This is a genomic window from Rhizobium sp. 18065 (assembly GCF_902706095.1).
Taxonomy (GTDB): Bacteria; Pseudomonadota; Alphaproteobacteria; order Rhizobiales; family Rhizobiaceae; genus Allorhizobium.
The window spans coordinates 1-14,995 of record NZ_CACSJP010000013.1; the positions used below are offsets into that span (position 1 = coordinate 1).

The following is a 14,995-nucleotide window of genomic DNA, read 5'->3' on the forward strand; positions in this document are numbered from 1 at the left end:
GGCTGGGGCAAGTGCGGGGGCGGGAGCGGGAGCCCCGAGTTTCAAATATGCCGGACTGGTGCTCAAGGGCGTTTCCGGCGATGGCACGTTTTCCGGTTATGCCAGCCTGTTCGGCGAGGTCGATCTCGGCCGCGATGCGATCGAGCCGGGCGCGTTCAGGGCCTCGCTCGCCAAGCGCGGCGCGGGCGGGGTTCGCATGCTCTACCAGCATGATCCGGCCGACGTGATCGGCACTTGGACGGCGCTGCGCGAGGATGAGCGTGGGCTTTATGTCGAAGGCCGGCTGGCGACCGATGTTGTCCGCGCCCGCGAGGTGCATGCGCTGATGAAGGCGGGCGCGCTCGACGGCCTGTCGATCGGCTTTCGCGCGGTGAAATCGCGCAATGATCGCAGGACCGGCGTGCGGCGCATCCTCGAGGCAGATCTCTGGGAAATCTCGGTGGTGACCTTTCCGATGCTGCCGACGGCCAGGGTCTCCAACGTCAAGCATCAGCGGTTCTACCGCGACAGGGAAACCGAACTGGTCCGGCTGATGCGCCGGGCGGCACGGTCGATGGCAGGCAATATCTTCACGAAAGGATGACGCGATGAACGAGCAGGGGATAGAGGAAAGCGTGATGGCGGAACGGGCGGGCCACCGGGTGGGCGAACGGGCAGGTGAGCGGGCAAGTCAACGGGCAAGTCAACGGGCAGGCCAGGGACTGGCGCCGGTGGCGCTCGAGGTCAAGGCCGCACCGGATACGGTGACGGCGGCGTTCGAGGACTTCATGCAGGCCTTCGAGGCTTTCAAGGAGGGCAACGACCAGCGGCTGTCGGAGATCGAGCACAAGCTGACCGCCGATGTGGTGACCCGCGACAAGGTCGAGCGGATCAACAAGGCGATGGATGAGCAAAGCCGGTTGCTCGACGAACTGGCACTGAAGAAGCTCCGGCCGCCGCTGTCGCGCGGTAGCCGCGATGGCGGGCACCAAGGGTTGCACCATGGTGGTCACGATGGCGAGGCCGATGCCGAGCATAAGGCGGCCTTCGAGGCCTATATCCGCCGCGGCGACGATGCGGCCCTGCGCGACCTCGACCAGAAGGCGCTGAATGCCGGCGTGTCGGGCGAGGGCGGCTATCTCGTGCCGCCGGAAACCGATGGCGAGATCGGCCGGCGGCTGACGGCGATTTCGCCGATCCGGGCGCTGGCAACCGTGCGCCAGGTGTCGGGCTCGGTGCTGAAAAAGCCGTTTGCCGCTGCGGGCTTTGCCGCCGGCTGGGTAGCGGAGACGGCGGCCCGGCCGCAGACGGCGACGCCTGAACTGTCGGAACTGTCGTTTCCGACCATGGAACTCTATGCCATGCCGGCCGCCAGCCAGGCGCTGCTCGATGATGCCGCCGTCGACATCGAGGCCTGGATCGCGTCCGAGGTCGACATCGCCTTTGCCGAGCAGGAGGGCACGGCCTTCGTCTCCGGCGACGGGATCAACAAGCCGAAGGGGTTCCTGAGTTACACGCAGGTGGCCGACAGCGCCTGGACCTGGGGCAGTATCGGCTACAAGGCGACCGGCGTCGCCGGTGGTTTTGCCGCCAGCGGCGCGTCGGACGTGCTGATGGACGTCATCTACGCATTGAAGGCCGGACATCGCCAGAACGGCAGCTTCGTCATGAGCCGCCGGACGCAGGGCGAGATCCGCAAGCTGAAGGATGCCGACGGCAATTATCTCTGGCAGCCGCCGGCACGGGTCGGTGACACGGCATCGCTGGTCGGTTTCCCGGTGGCCGAGGCAGAGGACATGCCGACGATTGCGGCCGGTGCAACGGCGATCGCCTTTGGCGATTTCCGTTCGGGCTACCTGGTCGTCGACCGGGTCGGGGTGCGCGTGCTGCGCGATCCCTATTCGGCCAAGCCCTATGTGCTGTTCTACACCACCAAGCGCGTCGGCGGCGGGGTGCAGAACTTCGAGGCGATCAAGCTGGTGAAGTTTTCAGCCTGAGGATGGGGCCTGAGGATGGGGCGGGGCATGGGGTAGGAATAGCCCCTCTCTTGGAATTTCTAGCACCTAGCTTCGCTAAGATGCTGAAATTCCATTCTCCCCCGCAAGGGGGGAGACGTCACCCCACCCCCTCATCGGCAAAATCTGAGGTTTAGCCTTCGGCTGAGCCCCCGATTTTGTTTCTTCTCCCGCAAGGAAAGAAGCGGGCTGCGGCGCTGACGCAGCCCCCAATCTTCTTGGTCCAGTCAACAGGAAAAATCCCATGACCTATATCCGGACGGCTATGCCCGCCATGGAGCCGCTCACTATGGTCGAGATGCGGGCGCATTTGCGGCTTGATACCGAGGATGAAGATGCGCTGCTGCTCGGTCTGATCGCTACGGCGCGCGAGCATCTGGAGCGCGAGACGGGGCTGTCGCTGATCACGCAAGGCTGGCGCTTGTGCCTCGACCGCTGGCCGGACGACGGCATCCTGACGCTGGCGCATGGGCCGGTGCGAACGGTGACTTCGGTGATTGTCTATGATGGCGAGGGCACGCCGCAGGTGGTGTCGCTCGACGGGCATCTGCTGGATGGCGAAGCGCGGCCGGCGCGGATCTGGCTGCGGGATGTGCCGCAGCCGGGTCAGGCGCTGAACGGCATCGAGGTGGATTTCGAGGCGGGTCTTGGCGCGACCGGCGCCGAGGTGCCCGACACGTTGAAGCGGGCCATGCTGCTGCATGTCGCGGCGATGTTTGCCTTTCGCGGCGTGGTGCCGGCCGATGCCCAGCCGGCGGTGGTGCCGCCGGGCTACGATAGGCTGGTTGCGCCCTATTGCCGGCGGAGGCTCTGATCATGGCAGTTCCGGGGGCACTTATGGATCTCGATCCCGGTCGGTTGACGGCAAGGCTTGTGCTGGAGCGGCCGGAACCTGTGGGCGACGGCCAGGGCGGGGCCGAGACCGGTTTCGTCGAGTTTGCCCGTGTCTGGGCGCTGATCGAGCCGCTGAGCTTTGCCGAGGAAGAGCGGGCGGCGGGCGCGGTATCGAGCGTCACGCACCATGTGACGCTGCGGGCACGCGCCGATCTGGCGCCCGGCCAGCGGTTTCGCAAGGGCGCGCGGCTGTTTGTCATCGCCGCATTGCGCGACCCAGACGAGACCGGGCGCTATGCGCTGGCCCGCTGCCGGGAGGATGTCGGATGACGGCGCTCGAAGACACCGGCGCGATTTTGGCGCGTCTGCTGCGGCAGGCATTGCGGACGCGGCTGGAACGCCGGGATGAAGCGCGCTTATCGCCTTTGCACGGGCGAAAGCAGGACAGACTTGCCAATGTGACGGAGATCGAGGATGAGCGCACCGGTCAATGAACTGCTGGCCGCCCTGCAGGCGGCGGTGATAGCCGATGCGGCGCTCGCCACATGGATCGGTGCGGACGGATTTTCCGACCGGCGGCTGCGCGCGACGCGTTTCCCGGCCCTCAGTATCGGCACGGTCGAGGCGCGGGACTGGTCGACGGGGACCGAGACGGGCTTCGAGATCATCCTGACGCTGGAGGCCTGGAGCGAACGCGGACGACGCGAGGCGGAAGATTTGGCGGAGGGTGTGCGGCGGGTGGCGCAAGGGCTGGAGCCGGCACTGGCAAGTTTTCGGCTGGTCAACATGGTCCATCGCCGGACGGTGAGCCGGCGGGAGGCGAAGACCGGGCTGTTCGTGGCCGAGGTGACGATGCGGGCGGTGGTGGAATAGCGAGGTTTTCTGGCTATCCCGGCTGAAGGGGCGTCGGCCATGCCGTTGACGCCCTGATTGCAAGACGGAGGGCCAGACGGGGGCAGCGACGGGGCAAGACAGTTGGTGAGACGGGCGGTGACGCCCGGGCCAATGGACCGGCTACGCCGAAGCGCCCTGCGTGGCCTCACCCGGAGCGGAGCGCCGCGCGATCACGGCAAGCGCTGCGACGGCGGCAAAGGCGATGACGGCGAAGACGACGCAGAGATAGAGCCCGGCATCGACGCCGGAGCGGTCGATGATTGCGGTCATCAGCACCGGGGCCAACGCATTGGCGAGGTTTTGCGGCAGCGCGAGCCGGGCAGACTGTGCGGCGAAGCGGCTGGCGGAGAAGAAGCTCAACGGCAGAAGAGCGCGGGCAATCGTCGAGACGCCGGAGCCGAAGCCATAGAGGGCTGTAAAGATGAAGAGCCCGGTCGTATCGCCGGTGGAGAAGATCAGCGACAGGGTGGCGATGACCAGCAGGCCGGTGCCGACCATGCCGGTGATCAAGGGCGTCGAGCGTGCGCCGAAGACGACATCGACGGCACGGGCGGAAATGCCGAACACGGCGCGCAGCGACCCGAGTTCGAGCGCCAGTTGCGGCGTGGCGCCGGAGAGTTCGAGGATATGCAGCAGCGACGGCGACAGGCCGAAGGTGATCAGGCTGACCAGCGAGGTCGACAGCGCGATCAGCAGGAAGGCGGCGATGCCCATGCGCCGGCTGAGCGCCAAAGGCTCGACGCTGTCGGCGGCACGCTCGGCATCGCTGCGCGCGATCGCGATCTGGCCGATGCCGAGATGGATCGGCAGGCAGAGGATCAGTTGCGCAAGGCCGGATGCGACCAGCGCGCCGCGCCAGCCGAGCGCCTGTTCGGCCAGCGCCAGGAGCGGCCAGCAGATGGCAGACGACAGGCCGGTGAAGATCATCAGGATGCCGATCGTGCGCTTGGCGCTGCGGCCTTCGCGTTCGACGACGGCGGCAAAGGCCGGCACGGAAAGACCGAGGCTGCCGCCGAGCCCGAGCAGCAGCCAGCCGAGGCCATAGACAACGATGCCCTGTGCTGCGGCAAGCGTGAACAGGCCGGATGCCATCAGCAGCGAGCCGAGCGCCAGCGTGCGCGCGGCACCATGCCTGGCGATCATCCGGCCGGTCATCGGCCCGAGCGCCGCCATGACCAGCATCATCACCGTCAGGCCGGCAAAGGCCGCTTCATTGGCCATGCCGAGATTGGCGGCGATCTTGCGGCCGAGCAGGCCGGGCATGTCGTAGCTGGTGCCCCAGCCGATGATCTGGCTGGCAGACAGGGCGGCAATCAGGGCGGTGCGGGGAATGTTCATAACGACTCAGAATGGGGGAATGCAACCGGAGGGATGGCGCGGTTGTAGGGGGAAAGGCTGGGCGGGGATAGGGGGGAGACTGATGGGTGTAGATGGATTGTCGGGCTGGGTGCCGAGGACCGGATGGGAAGGGCTTGATGGAGAGGGCTACTCGACGTTTGCTGTGGACCGGTGCGTTCCGCCCTTGTGCAATGTGGCGCTGACCTTCATCGGCCAGCGGCGGGGTTCTGATCGACTTGACGGGAAAAAAAAGGACAGAAGGACCGCCATGGCCGGCAATCTGAAGGGCTACCTCGTCGGTTCGCCGGACGCGCCGCTTGCACCGTCATGATCTTCGCTGTCGCTCATCGTCTGCTCCAAGGCAATCACTGCGGCAAGGAACGAGGGGAAGGCTTTCTGGAGGAGTGCGAGATTTTCGACGACCTTGTCTGGCTTTAGCTCAAGGCCGTATCTGTGGCGCACGAGGTGTCGAAACCCCTTGAGCTCCGTGAGAGCCTCATAGAGCTCAAGATCGAGCAGCGCCGGTCGCATTCCGGCAACGTCCGCCGCCATCTGGTCCAGCACATCTTGATGGGCGGAAGGCCCCGTTGGCACATCGTCGTCGACATCTCTTGCGAGACTGAGAAGAATATTCTCGACCCCGTTATAGACGTTGTGGATCCCCGAAGAGACCGCCGACATGGCGCCCCAGTCACCGGCGGCCACCTCGGCCGAATGCTTCTCATAAAACTGCTGCATTTGCGCAAGTTCGCGCTCGGCCCGGAGGATCTTTGGCGTCAGCCGTGAGAAGGCCGGCAGGCTAAATGATGTCATTTAGAAAATCCTGAAGGCGATCTTCGGTCAGGTCGGCTTCGAAGATGACATCATAGGGAATGTCAGACCCGCGCATAGCGTCGGCAACAAGCCGTTCGACCAAAAGACGGCGGGCGGGGCTCATCGGACCGCGGATGAGCAGGTCGACATCCGAATGCGAGCGGAAATCGCCTCGCGCAAGGGAGCCGACCAAAGTTATACTGACACTCTGAACCGTTGCCTCTTGCAGGATGCGAGAAACGGCTGCGGACGCAATATCGCGCCGCATCTCCCGTCTCTTCGCCGTCAATACAGCCATCCTGCTCATGCGGAACCTCAAATTTTGCCCGACTTTACCGCATTGGGCGGCAAGCGAACAGTGGCCGCGGTTGCACCCTGCTCCGCCTCTGCTCGCCGCTTGAGGCAAGGGCTGGGTAGCTCCAACGCGTCCGTCGGACCCGTTCAGGCACACTGCAACACAAAACTTCAACACAAGGACGACGGACATGGTGGCACAGAAGGGCAAGGACCTGCTGCTCAAGATCGACGAGGGGGCGGGTTTCGTGACGGTGGCGGGACTGCGGGCGCGGCGGCTGGCGTTCAATGCGCAGACGGTCGACGTCACCGATGCCGAGAGCGCCGGGCGCTGGCGCGAATTGCTGGCGGATGCCGGTGTGCGGCGGGCTTCGCTGACCGGGGCCGGTCTGTTCAAGGACCAGGCATCGGATGCTCTGGTCAGGGCGAGTTTCTTTGCCGGTTCGATCCTCGACTGGCAGGTGGTGATCCCCGATTTCGGTACGGTGACGGCGCCGTTCCAGGTGACCGCGCTGGAATATGCCGGCAATCACGATGGCGAGCTGACCTTCGAACTGGCGCTGGAATCGGCCGGTGCCGTTTCCTTTGCCGCATTGTGAGGTGGCGATGCGCGACCCTGTGACGGTAAACCGGGCCAATCGCCATCGTGGCGAGGTCGAGGCGGTGATCGACGGCGAACGGCGCATCCTGTGCCTGACGCTGGGTGCGCTGGCCGAGCTGGAAACCGCGTTCGGTGCCGACAGCATGGCCGACCTTGGCGCGCGCTTTGCCGGCAATCGGCTGAAAAGCGCCGACCTGATCCGCATCCTGGCCTGCGGCCTGCGCGGCGGCGGCAACCGGCTGTCAGACGAGGATGTCGCCGAGATGGCGGTCGAGGGAGGGCTGGCGGGGGCGGCAAGACTGGTCGGGGAGCTTTTGGCGGTGACGTTTGCGGATGGCAATGGTGCAGGATCAAGGGGGACAAACGCCTCCCCTTGATGGCCGCAGGCGATGAGACGGCAACAGCGCCGCGTCCCTTTCCGTGGGACATGGCGATGGCTGTCGGGCTCGGTCGCCTGCGGCTTGAACCAAGCGTGTTCTGGGCGCTGACAATGCGCGAGTTTGCAGCCGTTGCCGGGTTGATCGGCCATGGCGGCAGTCATCTGACGCGGCCGGTACTGGCGGGGTTGATGCAGCGGTTTCCGGACGGGTGACGCGGTGACTGCGCGCTCTCCTTGAGGGCGAAAAGGAACGGCAGACGGGACGGGGGGATCACCCCCACCCGCCGCCTCGCGCCGACCTCCCCCTCAAGGGGTAGGTGGGAAATCCGGCATTCGTCGCAGCCTTTTATCGGCGCTGCGCGGGGCGCAAACCAGGACAGGATAAAATCATGGCGGATGATGATGACCGGCTGGCCGTTTCGCTTGATCTTGACGGATCGGCGGCGCTGGCCGTGCTCGATGATCTCGAAAGCCGCTCGGCCAGTTTTGGCCGGGCGCTGACGGGTGCGTTGAAGACGGCGACGACGGGTGGCAAGGGGCTGGAGGAGACGCTGCGCACGGTAGGGCTGCGGCTGTCCGATATTGCGTTGTCGGCCGGGCTGAAACCGCTGGAAAACCTGCTTGGCCAGGTGACGCCGGGGCTGGTGTCGACACTCACCTCTGGACTGACTTCGGGCCTGACCGGTAGTCTGTCGGCCAGCGCGGGTTCCGCAACGGCCTTTGCCGCAGGCGGTGTGCCGGGGCGCATCATGCCGTTTGCCGAAGGAGGCGTGGTTTCTGCGCCGAGCTATTTTCCGATGGCCGGCGGCTTCGGCCTGATGGGCGAGGCCGGTGCCGAGGCGATCCTGCCGTTGAAGCGCGGCGCCGACGGATCGCTCGGCGTGGCATCGGACGGCGGCGGCGCGACCCAGATCCATTTCAACGTGACGGCGACCGACGCTTCCAGTTTTGCCCGCAGCGAAGGCCAGATCACCGCCATGCTGGCGCGCTCGGTCGGGCGTGGGCGACGCAATCTGTAGGCCCGGCAGTTGCAGGGCATGGCGGGTGCAAGGCACCACTGAGGCAGGGGCACGGCGTCTGCCGGAAGGCTGAGGTGCCGGATTTCGGCATCGCGGCTGACGCCATTGGCGTTGCAGGGATTTTTCAATCGGAGAGAGCCATGAGCTTCCACGAGGTGCGTTTTCCGCTGCGCCTGTCGCTGTCGGTCAGCGGCGGGCCGGAACGCAAGGTCGATATCGTCAACCTGTCGAACGGCCGCGAGGCGCGCAACCGGCGCTGGCGCGATGCAAGGCGACGTTATGATGCCGGGTCGGGCGTGCGGTCGGTGGCTGATCTCTATGCGTTGCTCGAATTCTTCGAGGCGCGCGGCGGCAGCCTGCACGGCTTCCGCTTTCGCGATCCGGTCGATTTTTCCTCCAGCGCACCGGGTGATCCGGCAACCGGCCTCGACCAGCTGATCGGGATTGGCGACGGCGAGACGGCAGCGTTCCAGCTGGCAAAGACCTATGGCGACGCGGCGGCAAGCCATCGGCGCGAGATCTCGAAGCCGATCGACGGCACGGTCCGCATCGCGGTCGGCGGCGGGCCGGTGGCAGCAGACGGTTTTGTCGTCGATGCGGCAACGGGCATCGTGCAGTTTGCCGCGGACCATGTGCCGGCGGAGGGTGTCGAGATCCGCGCCGGCTTTGAATTCGACGTGCCGGTGCGCTTCGACATCGACCGTATCGAACTCAATCTCGAAGCCTTTCGCGCCGGTCGCATTCCCTCCATTCCGCTGATCGAGATCGTGCCATGAGAGCATTGCCTGAAGCCCTGAAGGCCCATATCGCCACAGGCGAAACGACGCTGTGCCGTGCCTGGCGGCTGACGCGGCAGGACGGCGCGGTGCTCGGTTTTACCGAGCATGATCACACGCTGGATTTTGACGGCACGACATTCGAGGCGGCCAGCGGCTTTGCGGCGACCGAGGCGCGGGTGGCGAGCGGTCTTCAGGCGCCGGCAGCCGGTGTCGAGGGCGGCTTTTCCAGCGCGGCGATCACCGAAGTCGATCTCGCTGCCGGGCGTTACGACGGCGCGCGGGTCGAACTGTTCCTGGTCAACTGGCAGGCGCCGCAGGATCAGCATGTGCTGCTGGCGGTGCAGGAGATCGGCGAGGTCAGCCGGGCGGGACCGGGCTTTTCGGCCGAGTTGAGGAGCTTTGCCCATCGGCTGCAACAGCCGACCGGGCGGATCTACAACCGGCGCTGCGATGCCGAACTCGGCGACGGCCGCTGCCGGGTCGACATGGCGGTGGCCGGGCGGCGGGTGACGGGTGCTGTGCAGGCGGTGGAAACGCCGGACCGGCTGGTGATTGCCGGACTGCCGGATCTCGGCGCCGGACATTTCAGGCTGGGGCGGCTGCGGTTTGATGGCGGCATCCTGGCCGGGCGCACGGTGGCGGTGGAGGAAAGCGGGGCGACGCACGCTGGCACTGGAACGGTGCGGCTTTGGCTGCCGCTGGAGGCGGAGCCTGCGCTCGGCGATGCGGTGACGCTGTCGGTCGGCTGCGACAAGAGTTTTGCCATGTGCCGGGAGCGCTTCGGCAATGGCCTGAACTTTCAGGGCTTTCCGCATATGCCGGGCAGCGATTTTGCCTATTCTTATGTCGGCGGCGAGACCACGCATGATGGGTCGGTGCTGTTTGCGTGAGGATCGGTATGCAGTTACCCCCTCACCGACAATTTCTAGCACTTAGCGGACGCTAAGCTGCTGAAATTGTGTCCTCTCCCTCAAGGGGAGAGGGAAGGCGTCGGGGCTGGCGAGGCTGGCCGAAACCACTTTCATCAAGGATCTTGGGATGAGCATCAATGCGCGGGTGCTGGGCATGGCCCAGCAATGGATCGGCACGCCCTATCGGCATCAGGGCTCAGTGATCGGTGTCGGCTGTGATTGCCTGGGGCTGGTGCGTGGGATCTGGCGCGGACTGTATGGACGCGAGCCGGAGCATGTGCCGGCCTATGCGGCCGACTGGGCCGAGCGCTCGGGCGAGGAGCGGTTGCTGGAGGCGGCCGGGCGGCATTTCCGGCCGGTGGGCTCGTTCCGGCAAAGCCTGCCCGGCGATCTGGTGATCTTTCGGTTCCGGCCCGGCTGTGCGGCCAAACATGCGGGTATTCTGGCGGGTCCGGGCGGCTCGGCCACGGGTGTTTCTGCCACCGGTGTTTCGCTCGGCGAGCCTTCGCCTGCCTGGGACGCACCCGACCATTTCATTCATGCCTATGAGCAGGCCGCGGTGATCCGCTCGACGCTGGTGCCGGCGTGGAGACGGCGGATTACCGGGCTCTATCGGTTTCCGGAGGTCTGATCCATGGCAACGGTTCTATTGCAGGCAGCAGGGGCGGCTCTCGGTTCGGTCTTCGGGCCGGTCGGCGCGGTGCTCGGCCGGGCGGCGGGCGCACTGGCCGGCAGCGTGATCGACCGCAGTCTGCTGGGCGGCACGACGGTCAATGGCGCGCGGTTGTCGTCGGCACGGCTGACCGGCGCCAGCGAGGGTACGGCAATCCCACGGCTTTATGGCACGTCACGGCTTGGCGGCACGCTGATCTGGGCGACGCGCTTCGAGGAGGAGACTGTCACCGAGCGGGCGGGCGGCAAGGCGAGCGGCACGCGGACAAAGAGCTATCGTTATTTTGCCAATCTGGCGCTGTCGCTGTGTGAAGGCGAGGTGTCCGGCGTGCGGCGGGTCTGGGCCGATGGCCGCGAACTGGATCTGACCGGGATCGAGATGCGCGTCTATCGCGGGACGTCCGGCCAGCCGGCCGATCCGCTGATCATGGCCCGCCAGGGCGAGACCAGGGTTCCGGCCTATCGCGGTCTCGCCTATGTCGTCTTCGAGCGTCTGCCACTCGACGATTTCGGCAATCGCATTCCGCTGTTGCAATTCGAGGTGATCCGGGCGGTCGGCGAGCTGGAGAGCCGCATCCGCGCCGTGACGATCATCCCCGGCGCGACCGAACATGGCTATGCGACGGTGAAAGTATCGGAGCAGCCGGGCGACGGCGAACAGCGTTTTCTCAACCGCAACACGCTGACCGCCGAGACCGACTGGCAGGCTTCGCTCGACGAGTTGCAGGCGCTGTGCCCGAACCTTGAGTATGTGGCGCTGGTGGTCGCCTGGTTCGGCACGGATCTCAGGGCCGGGCAATGCCGGGTGCTGCCCGGTGTGGAGGTGCCCTATCGGCAGGGAGAAAGCCGGGTCTGGAGCGTGGCGGGCATGGGGCGCGATGCGGCCCATGTGGTCAGCCGCTACAATGGTGGACCGGCCTATGGCGGCAGCCCGAGCGATGACAGCGTCATCGAGGCGATCCGCGATCTGAAAGCACGCGGCCTGAAGGTGACGCTCTACCCTTTCGTGATGATGGATATCGCGGCCGGCAACGGCCTGCCCGACCCCTATGGCGCAGCCGAGCAGGCGGCCTATCCCTGGCGCGGGCGGATCACCGCCTTTCCGATGTCGGCCGACGGCACGACGGCGGCGCGGGCCGATATCGAGACATTTGTTGATCGCGCCGAGGGCTACCGGCGCTTCATCCTGCATTATGCCGCGCTGGCAACGGCGGCAGGCGGCGTCGACGGTTTCCTGATCGGTTCGGAACTGCGCGGGCTGACGACACTCAGGGACGGCGCCGACGCCTTTCCCTTTGTCGAGGCGCTGGTTGGACTGGCGCAGGCGGCGAGGACGGCGCTCGGCGCTGGCACGGCGATCACCTACGGCGCTGACTGGAGCGAATATTTCGGCCATCAGCCGAATGATGGGTCCGGCGACGTCTTCTTTCATCTCGATCCGCTTTGGGCAGATCCGGCGATCGACGCAGTCGGCATCGACAACTACATGCCGCTGGCCGATTGGCGCGACGCGGATCTGGAAAGCGCAAGCCCGGACGGTTTTTCCGGTGCCGACGACCGGGCGGGTTTTGCCCGAATGATCACGGCCGGCGAGGGGTTCGACTGGTATTATGCCTCGGAAAGCGACCGGCAGAACCGCATTCGCACCCCGATCACTGACGGCACGGCGGGCAAGCCCTGGGTCTACCGGTTCAAGGATCTCGAAGGCTGGTGGAGAAACCGGCATTTCAACCGGCTCGGTGGCGCGGAAGTGGCGACGCCGACCGCCTGGCAGCCGGGCATGAAGCCGATCTGGTTCACCGAGCTTGGCTGCGGCGCGGCCGACAGGGGGGCGAACCAGCCGAATGTCTTTGTCGACGGCAAATCGGCCGAAAGCGCCCGGCCGTATTTTTCCGCTGGCCGGCGCAGCGACAGCCAGCAGCGGCGTTTCCTCGAGGCGCATCTCGGCCATTGGCAGGATGGTGCAGCACCGGCCGGCATGGTCGATCCGGATCATGTGTTCGTCTGGACCTGGGATGCGCGGCCGCAGCCGGCCTTTCCGGCCGATACAAGCCTCTGGGCCGACGGCATCAACTGGCGCACGGGGCATTGGCTGAACGGCAGGCTCGGCACGGTGACTTTGGCCGACGCGATTGCCGCCATCCTCACCGATCATGGATTTTTTGATTTCGACGTTTCCGAGGTGGCCGGCGATCTCGGCGGCTATGTCAAGGGCGACCTGAGTTCGGCGCGCGACCTGATCGAACCGCTGATCGAGGTGTTCCAGATCGACGTGATCGAGGATGGCGGAACCCTGCGCTTTCGCACCCGCACGACAGCAAGCCTGCCGGCGCGCCGGATCGAGGTGCTGGCCGATATCGACGGGCAGGCGCTGTGGAGCGAGACGCGCGGCCATGACGGCGATTTTGCCTCGGAAGCGCTGATCACCTTTTATGATCCGGCAGCGGACTATGGCGAGACCAGCGCCCGCTCGCGCAGGCTGGATGCCGCGACAAAGCGGCAACTGGCGCGCGACCTGCCGGCGGTGATCGCAGAAGAGACCGGAATTGCCGCTGCCGAAACCTGGCTGCGCGACAACCGTCTGGCGCGCCGGACTTTGCAGCTGGCGCTCGGGCCGGGCGAGGTGGCGGTGCAGCCGGGTGATGTGCTGCGCATTGCCGACGGTCCGGCCGGCCGCTTTCTGGTCACCGAGATCGATGACGGACTGGAGCGGAAGCTGACGTTGCGTAGCTTTGCCGGGCAGGTCTCGGCGCCTGTCGTGCCGCAGGAGACCGGCCGCAGCCCGGACAATCCGGCAGCACATGGTTTTGCGCCGGTGGTGCAATTTCTCGATCTGCCACGGCTGGAGGATGGCACGGCGGGAGGCGATGCGGCCGTGGCTGCGTTTTGCCGGCCGTGGCGGCGCATTGTCGTGTCGAGTTCGGTGGAGGCCGAGGGCTATCAGCCACGGCTGACTCTGGAGCGACCGGCAACGCTCGGACGGCTGGCCGAGCCGCTTTCGCCAGGGCCATCGGGACGCTTTGACCGCGCCCAGGCGCTGGTCGTCGACCTGACCTTCGGGGCGCTTGCTTCCGTCAGCCGGCTTGCTGTGCTCAACGGCGAGAACCGCCTGGCGGTCCTATGCGCAAACGGGCTCTGCGAGGTTGTCGCCTTCACCACGGCCGAGGAGATATCGGTCAACCGCTTCCGCCTGACCGGTTTGTTGCGCGCACTCGGCGGCACCGAAGACGCGATGGCATCGGGGGCGGTGGAGGGGGCAGCCGTGGTCCTGCTCGACCAGGCGGTGCAGCCGCTTGGACTGTCGGCGGGCGAGCGCGGCAGGTCGCAGAACTGGATGTTCGAACCGCTCGGCATGGCAGCCGGAGCTTCCGAGCGGCGGGTGTTTTCCGGCGGGCTGAGGGCGGAAACGCCACTTTCGCCAGTGCATCTGACAGCGACCCGCAAGCCGGGCGGTGATGTGCATATCGCCTGGATCCGACGCGGGCGGATCGAGGCCGATGGCTGGACCGCAAGCGATATTCCGCTCGATGAGGCGAGCGAGGCCTACCGGCTGGACCTGCTGGACGGCGCGGTCGTCCGGCGCGTGGCGGAGGTGGCCGAGCCGCGCTGGACCTATGCGCAACCGGCGGAAATCGCCGATTTCGGCGCGCCGCAGATGACGCTGACGCTGCGGGTCGCACAGGTCGGCCGGCTTTCGGCCGGTATTGCGGCGGAGGCGACGGTCCGCATCCGTTGATTTTCATCCAACCAAGACAAATAGCCAAGACAAACAGGAGAGACATCATGCTGGATATGAAACCCTGGTACCAGTCGAAGACCGTCTGGGGCGCCCTGATCGCCATGGCCGCACCGCTGCTGCGCGGCGCGGGGCTCGATCTCGGAAGCGGCGATCAGGCAGCGCTGGCCGATGCACTGGTGACGCTGGCCGGCACCTTCGGCGGCCTGCTGGCGCTCTATGGCCGGTTGACGGCGACGAAGGGCGTGGGGGGCTGAAGGACGAAATGACGAGAAATGCAGCCCCCGACCACGATCATCCGCGCCACATGGACAAGCATTCATTTGCCATTCAGAAGGTCTGCGGTACATAAATTGTCAGAGTGGACGTCACCAAGAAGAAGCAGCAATGGCATTATTCATGAAAATCACGGGATTGGCCTTCGCCATAGCCGTGTCTGGCGCCGCGTCGGTGGCAGTGACCGGGGTCGCGTCCGCGGCCGTGGCTCCCCTGCCTGCATTCGGGCAAGAGGCTGTAAAGCCGCAGCGGGTTGACGGTCAATTGGTGGCACAGAATGCGGCCGACTGCCGGGCTGCTGCGGCGCGTGTCGTGGCGGAAATCGGTGGGCAGTTGCTTTCGGTGCGCGAATCGGGCGGTGAATGCGTGATCATCGTGCTCGTGCCGGGCAATGGCAGCGAGCGCCCCCGCAAGGTGACCATGCGGGTCGCCGGGTGATGGGCGCCGACCGTTGT

19 protein-coding genes are annotated in these 14,995 nt (G+C 66.1%); 16 read left to right on the forward strand and 3 right to left on the reverse strand.

Translation table 11 applies throughout. The features are described 5' to 3' along the window. Positions 1-55 precede the first annotated feature (55 nt). The 6 genes from GVK95_RS22160 (at position 56) to GVK95_RS22185 (ending at position 3,701) form a co-directional block, all read left to right on the forward strand. Complete coding sequence (locus GVK95_RS22160; protein ID WP_159952944.1) at positions 56-583, forward strand: HK97 family phage prohead protease; 528 nt, start codon at positions 56-58, stop codon at positions 581-583. Positions 584-587: 4 nt separating this feature from the next. Then, complete coding sequence (locus tag GVK95_RS22165) at positions 588-1,976, forward strand: phage major capsid protein (RefSeq protein WP_244618864.1); 1,389 nt, start codon at positions 588-590, stop codon at positions 1,974-1,976. A 262-nt stretch (positions 1,977-2,238) separates the two neighbouring features. Then, a complete protein-coding gene (locus tag GVK95_RS22170) occupies positions 2,239-2,808 on the forward strand; it encodes a head-tail connector protein (RefSeq protein WP_159952862.1) in 570 nt (189 codons plus the stop codon). A gap of 2 nt (positions 2,809-2,810) precedes the next feature. Beyond that, on the forward strand, positions 2,811-3,158 hold the full coding sequence (locus tag GVK95_RS22175) for a phage head closure protein (RefSeq protein ID WP_159952863.1): 348 nt from the start codon (positions 2,811-2,813) through the stop codon (positions 3,156-3,158). Next, the gene (locus tag GVK95_RS22180) at positions 3,155-3,322 is read left to right on the forward strand and encodes a hypothetical protein (protein WP_159952864.1); all 168 of its coding nucleotides are present in this window, start codon (positions 3,155-3,157) and stop codon (positions 3,320-3,322) included. The genes GVK95_RS22175 and GVK95_RS22180 overlap by 4 nt, the downstream gene beginning before the upstream one ends. After that, positions 3,303-3,701 carry a DUF3168 domain-containing protein gene (locus GVK95_RS22185; RefSeq protein ID WP_159952865.1) on the forward strand — a complete coding sequence of 133 codons (399 nt, stop codon included), beginning with the start codon at positions 3,303-3,305 and terminating at the stop codon, positions 3,699-3,701. Before GVK95_RS22180 ends, GVK95_RS22185 begins: the two co-directional genes overlap by 20 nt. A 141-nt stretch (positions 3,702-3,842) precedes the next feature. Here the strand turns inward: GVK95_RS22185 and GVK95_RS22190 are convergent, their stop codons facing one another. The 3 genes from GVK95_RS22190 to GVK95_RS22200 all read right to left on the reverse strand — a co-directional run bounded on the left by GVK95_RS22190 (position 3,843) and on the right by GVK95_RS22200 (position 6,141). Further along, positions 3,843-5,060, reverse strand: coding sequence for an MFS transporter (locus GVK95_RS22190; protein ID WP_159952866.1), 1,218 nt, complete (start codon positions 5,058-5,060; stop codon positions 3,843-3,845). 288 nt (positions 5,061-5,348) lie between these two features. Continuing rightward, positions 5,349-5,873, reverse strand: a complete 525-nt coding sequence (locus GVK95_RS22195; protein WP_244618865.1) for a hypothetical protein — start codon at positions 5,871-5,873, stop codon at positions 5,349-5,351. Next, positions 5,860-6,141, reverse strand: a complete 282-nt coding sequence (locus GVK95_RS22200) for a nucleotidyltransferase domain-containing protein (RefSeq protein ID WP_244618866.1) — start codon at positions 6,139-6,141, stop codon at positions 5,860-5,862. Before GVK95_RS22200 ends, GVK95_RS22195 begins: the two co-directional genes overlap by 14 nt. A 217-nt stretch (positions 6,142-6,358) precedes the next feature. Here GVK95_RS22200 and GVK95_RS22205 point away from each other — a divergent pair, with 217 nt between their 5' ends. The 10 genes from GVK95_RS22205 (at position 6,359) to GVK95_RS22250 (ending at position 14,978) form a co-directional block, all read left to right on the forward strand. Then, positions 6,359-6,766, forward strand: coding sequence for a phage major tail protein, TP901-1 family (locus tag GVK95_RS22205; RefSeq protein WP_159952868.1), 408 nt, complete (start codon positions 6,359-6,361; stop codon positions 6,764-6,766). A gap of 7 nt (positions 6,767-6,773) precedes the next feature. Next, complete coding sequence (locus GVK95_RS22210) at positions 6,774-7,145, forward strand: gene transfer agent family protein (RefSeq protein WP_159952869.1); 372 nt, start codon at positions 6,774-6,776, stop codon at positions 7,143-7,145. Beyond that, positions 7,145-7,360 (forward strand): phage tail assembly chaperone, encoded by a 216-nt coding sequence (locus tag GVK95_RS22215; RefSeq protein ID WP_159952870.1) that lies wholly within the window; start codon positions 7,145-7,147, stop codon positions 7,358-7,360. The genes GVK95_RS22210 and GVK95_RS22215 overlap by 1 nt, the downstream gene beginning before the upstream one ends. Positions 7,361-7,536: 176 nt before the next feature. Beyond that, positions 7,537-8,166: a phage tail tape measure protein gene (locus tag GVK95_RS22220; protein WP_159952871.1), complete on the forward strand. Its 630-nt coding sequence runs from the start codon at positions 7,537-7,539 to the stop codon at positions 8,164-8,166. Between the two features lie 140 nt (positions 8,167-8,306). Next, a complete protein-coding gene (locus GVK95_RS22225) occupies positions 8,307-8,942 on the forward strand; it encodes a DUF2460 domain-containing protein (protein ID WP_159952872.1) in 636 nt (211 codons plus the stop codon). Further along, positions 8,939-9,835 (forward strand): DUF2163 domain-containing protein, encoded by an 897-nt coding sequence (locus tag GVK95_RS22230; RefSeq protein WP_159952873.1) that lies wholly within the window; start codon positions 8,939-8,941, stop codon positions 9,833-9,835. The genes GVK95_RS22225 and GVK95_RS22230 overlap by 4 nt, the downstream gene beginning before the upstream one ends. Before the next feature lie 148 nt (positions 9,836-9,983). Next, positions 9,984-10,487, forward strand: a complete 504-nt coding sequence (locus tag GVK95_RS22235; RefSeq protein WP_159952874.1) for an NlpC/P60 family protein — start codon at positions 9,984-9,986, stop codon at positions 10,485-10,487. Positions 10,488-10,490: 3 nt separating this feature from the next. Then, the gene (locus GVK95_RS22240; RefSeq protein ID WP_159952875.1) at positions 10,491-14,264 is read left to right on the forward strand and encodes a glycoside hydrolase/phage tail family protein; all 3,774 of its coding nucleotides are present in this window, start codon (positions 10,491-10,493) and stop codon (positions 14,262-14,264) included. A gap of 47 nt (positions 14,265-14,311) precedes the next feature. Next, positions 14,312-14,521, forward strand: a complete 210-nt coding sequence (locus tag GVK95_RS22245; protein WP_159952876.1) for a hypothetical protein — start codon at positions 14,312-14,314, stop codon at positions 14,519-14,521. Positions 14,522-14,651: 130 nt separating this feature from the next. Next, on the forward strand, positions 14,652-14,978 hold the full coding sequence (locus GVK95_RS22250) for a hypothetical protein (protein WP_159952877.1): 327 nt from the start codon (positions 14,652-14,654) through the stop codon (positions 14,976-14,978). The last annotated feature ends 17 nt before the right edge of the window (positions 14,979-14,995 follow it).

Excerpts from the sequence above, each read along its gene's own strand:
- GVK95_RS22165 (WP_244618864.1), top strand. The coding sequence starts at position 588 with ATGAACGAGCAGGGGATAGAGGAAAGCGTGATGGCGGAACGGGCGGGC.
- GVK95_RS22170 (WP_159952862.1), top strand. The coding sequence starts at position 2,239 with ATGACCTATATCCGGACGGCTATGCCCGCCATGGAGCCGCTCACTATG.
- GVK95_RS22175 (WP_159952863.1), top strand. The coding sequence starts at position 2,811 with ATGGCAGTTCCGGGGGCACTTATGGATCTCGATCCCGGTCGGTTGACG.
- GVK95_RS22180 (WP_159952864.1), top strand. The coding sequence starts at position 3,155 with ATGACGGCGCTCGAAGACACCGGCGCGATTTTGGCGCGTCTGCTGCGG.
- GVK95_RS22185 (WP_159952865.1), top strand. The coding sequence starts at position 3,303 with ATGAGCGCACCGGTCAATGAACTGCTGGCCGCCCTGCAGGCGGCGGTG.
- GVK95_RS22190 (WP_159952866.1), bottom strand. The coding sequence starts at position 5,060 with ATGAACATTCCCCGCACCGCCCTGATTGCCGCCCTGTCTGCCAGCCAG.
- GVK95_RS22195 (WP_244618865.1), bottom strand. The coding sequence starts at position 5,873 with ATGACATCATTTAGCCTGCCGGCCTTCTCACGGCTGACGCCAAAGATC.
- GVK95_RS22200 (WP_244618866.1), bottom strand. The coding sequence starts at position 6,141 with ATGCGGCGCGATATTGCGTCCGCAGCCGTTTCTCGCATCCTGCAAGAG.
- GVK95_RS22205 (WP_159952868.1), top strand. The coding sequence starts at position 6,359 with ATGGTGGCACAGAAGGGCAAGGACCTGCTGCTCAAGATCGACGAGGGG.
- GVK95_RS22210 (WP_159952869.1), top strand. The coding sequence starts at position 6,774 with ATGCGCGACCCTGTGACGGTAAACCGGGCCAATCGCCATCGTGGCGAG.
- GVK95_RS22215 (WP_159952870.1), top strand. The coding sequence starts at position 7,145 with ATGGCCGCAGGCGATGAGACGGCAACAGCGCCGCGTCCCTTTCCGTGG.
- GVK95_RS22220 (WP_159952871.1), top strand. The coding sequence starts at position 7,537 with ATGGCGGATGATGATGACCGGCTGGCCGTTTCGCTTGATCTTGACGGA.
- GVK95_RS22225 (WP_159952872.1), top strand. The coding sequence starts at position 8,307 with ATGAGCTTCCACGAGGTGCGTTTTCCGCTGCGCCTGTCGCTGTCGGTC.
- GVK95_RS22230 (WP_159952873.1), top strand. The coding sequence starts at position 8,939 with ATGAGAGCATTGCCTGAAGCCCTGAAGGCCCATATCGCCACAGGCGAA.
- GVK95_RS22235 (WP_159952874.1), top strand. The coding sequence starts at position 9,984 with ATGAGCATCAATGCGCGGGTGCTGGGCATGGCCCAGCAATGGATCGGC.
- GVK95_RS22240 (WP_159952875.1), top strand. The coding sequence starts at position 10,491 with ATGGCAACGGTTCTATTGCAGGCAGCAGGGGCGGCTCTCGGTTCGGTC.
- GVK95_RS22245 (WP_159952876.1), top strand. The coding sequence starts at position 14,312 with ATGCTGGATATGAAACCCTGGTACCAGTCGAAGACCGTCTGGGGCGCC.
- GVK95_RS22250 (WP_159952877.1), top strand. The coding sequence starts at position 14,652 with ATGGCATTATTCATGAAAATCACGGGATTGGCCTTCGCCATAGCCGTG.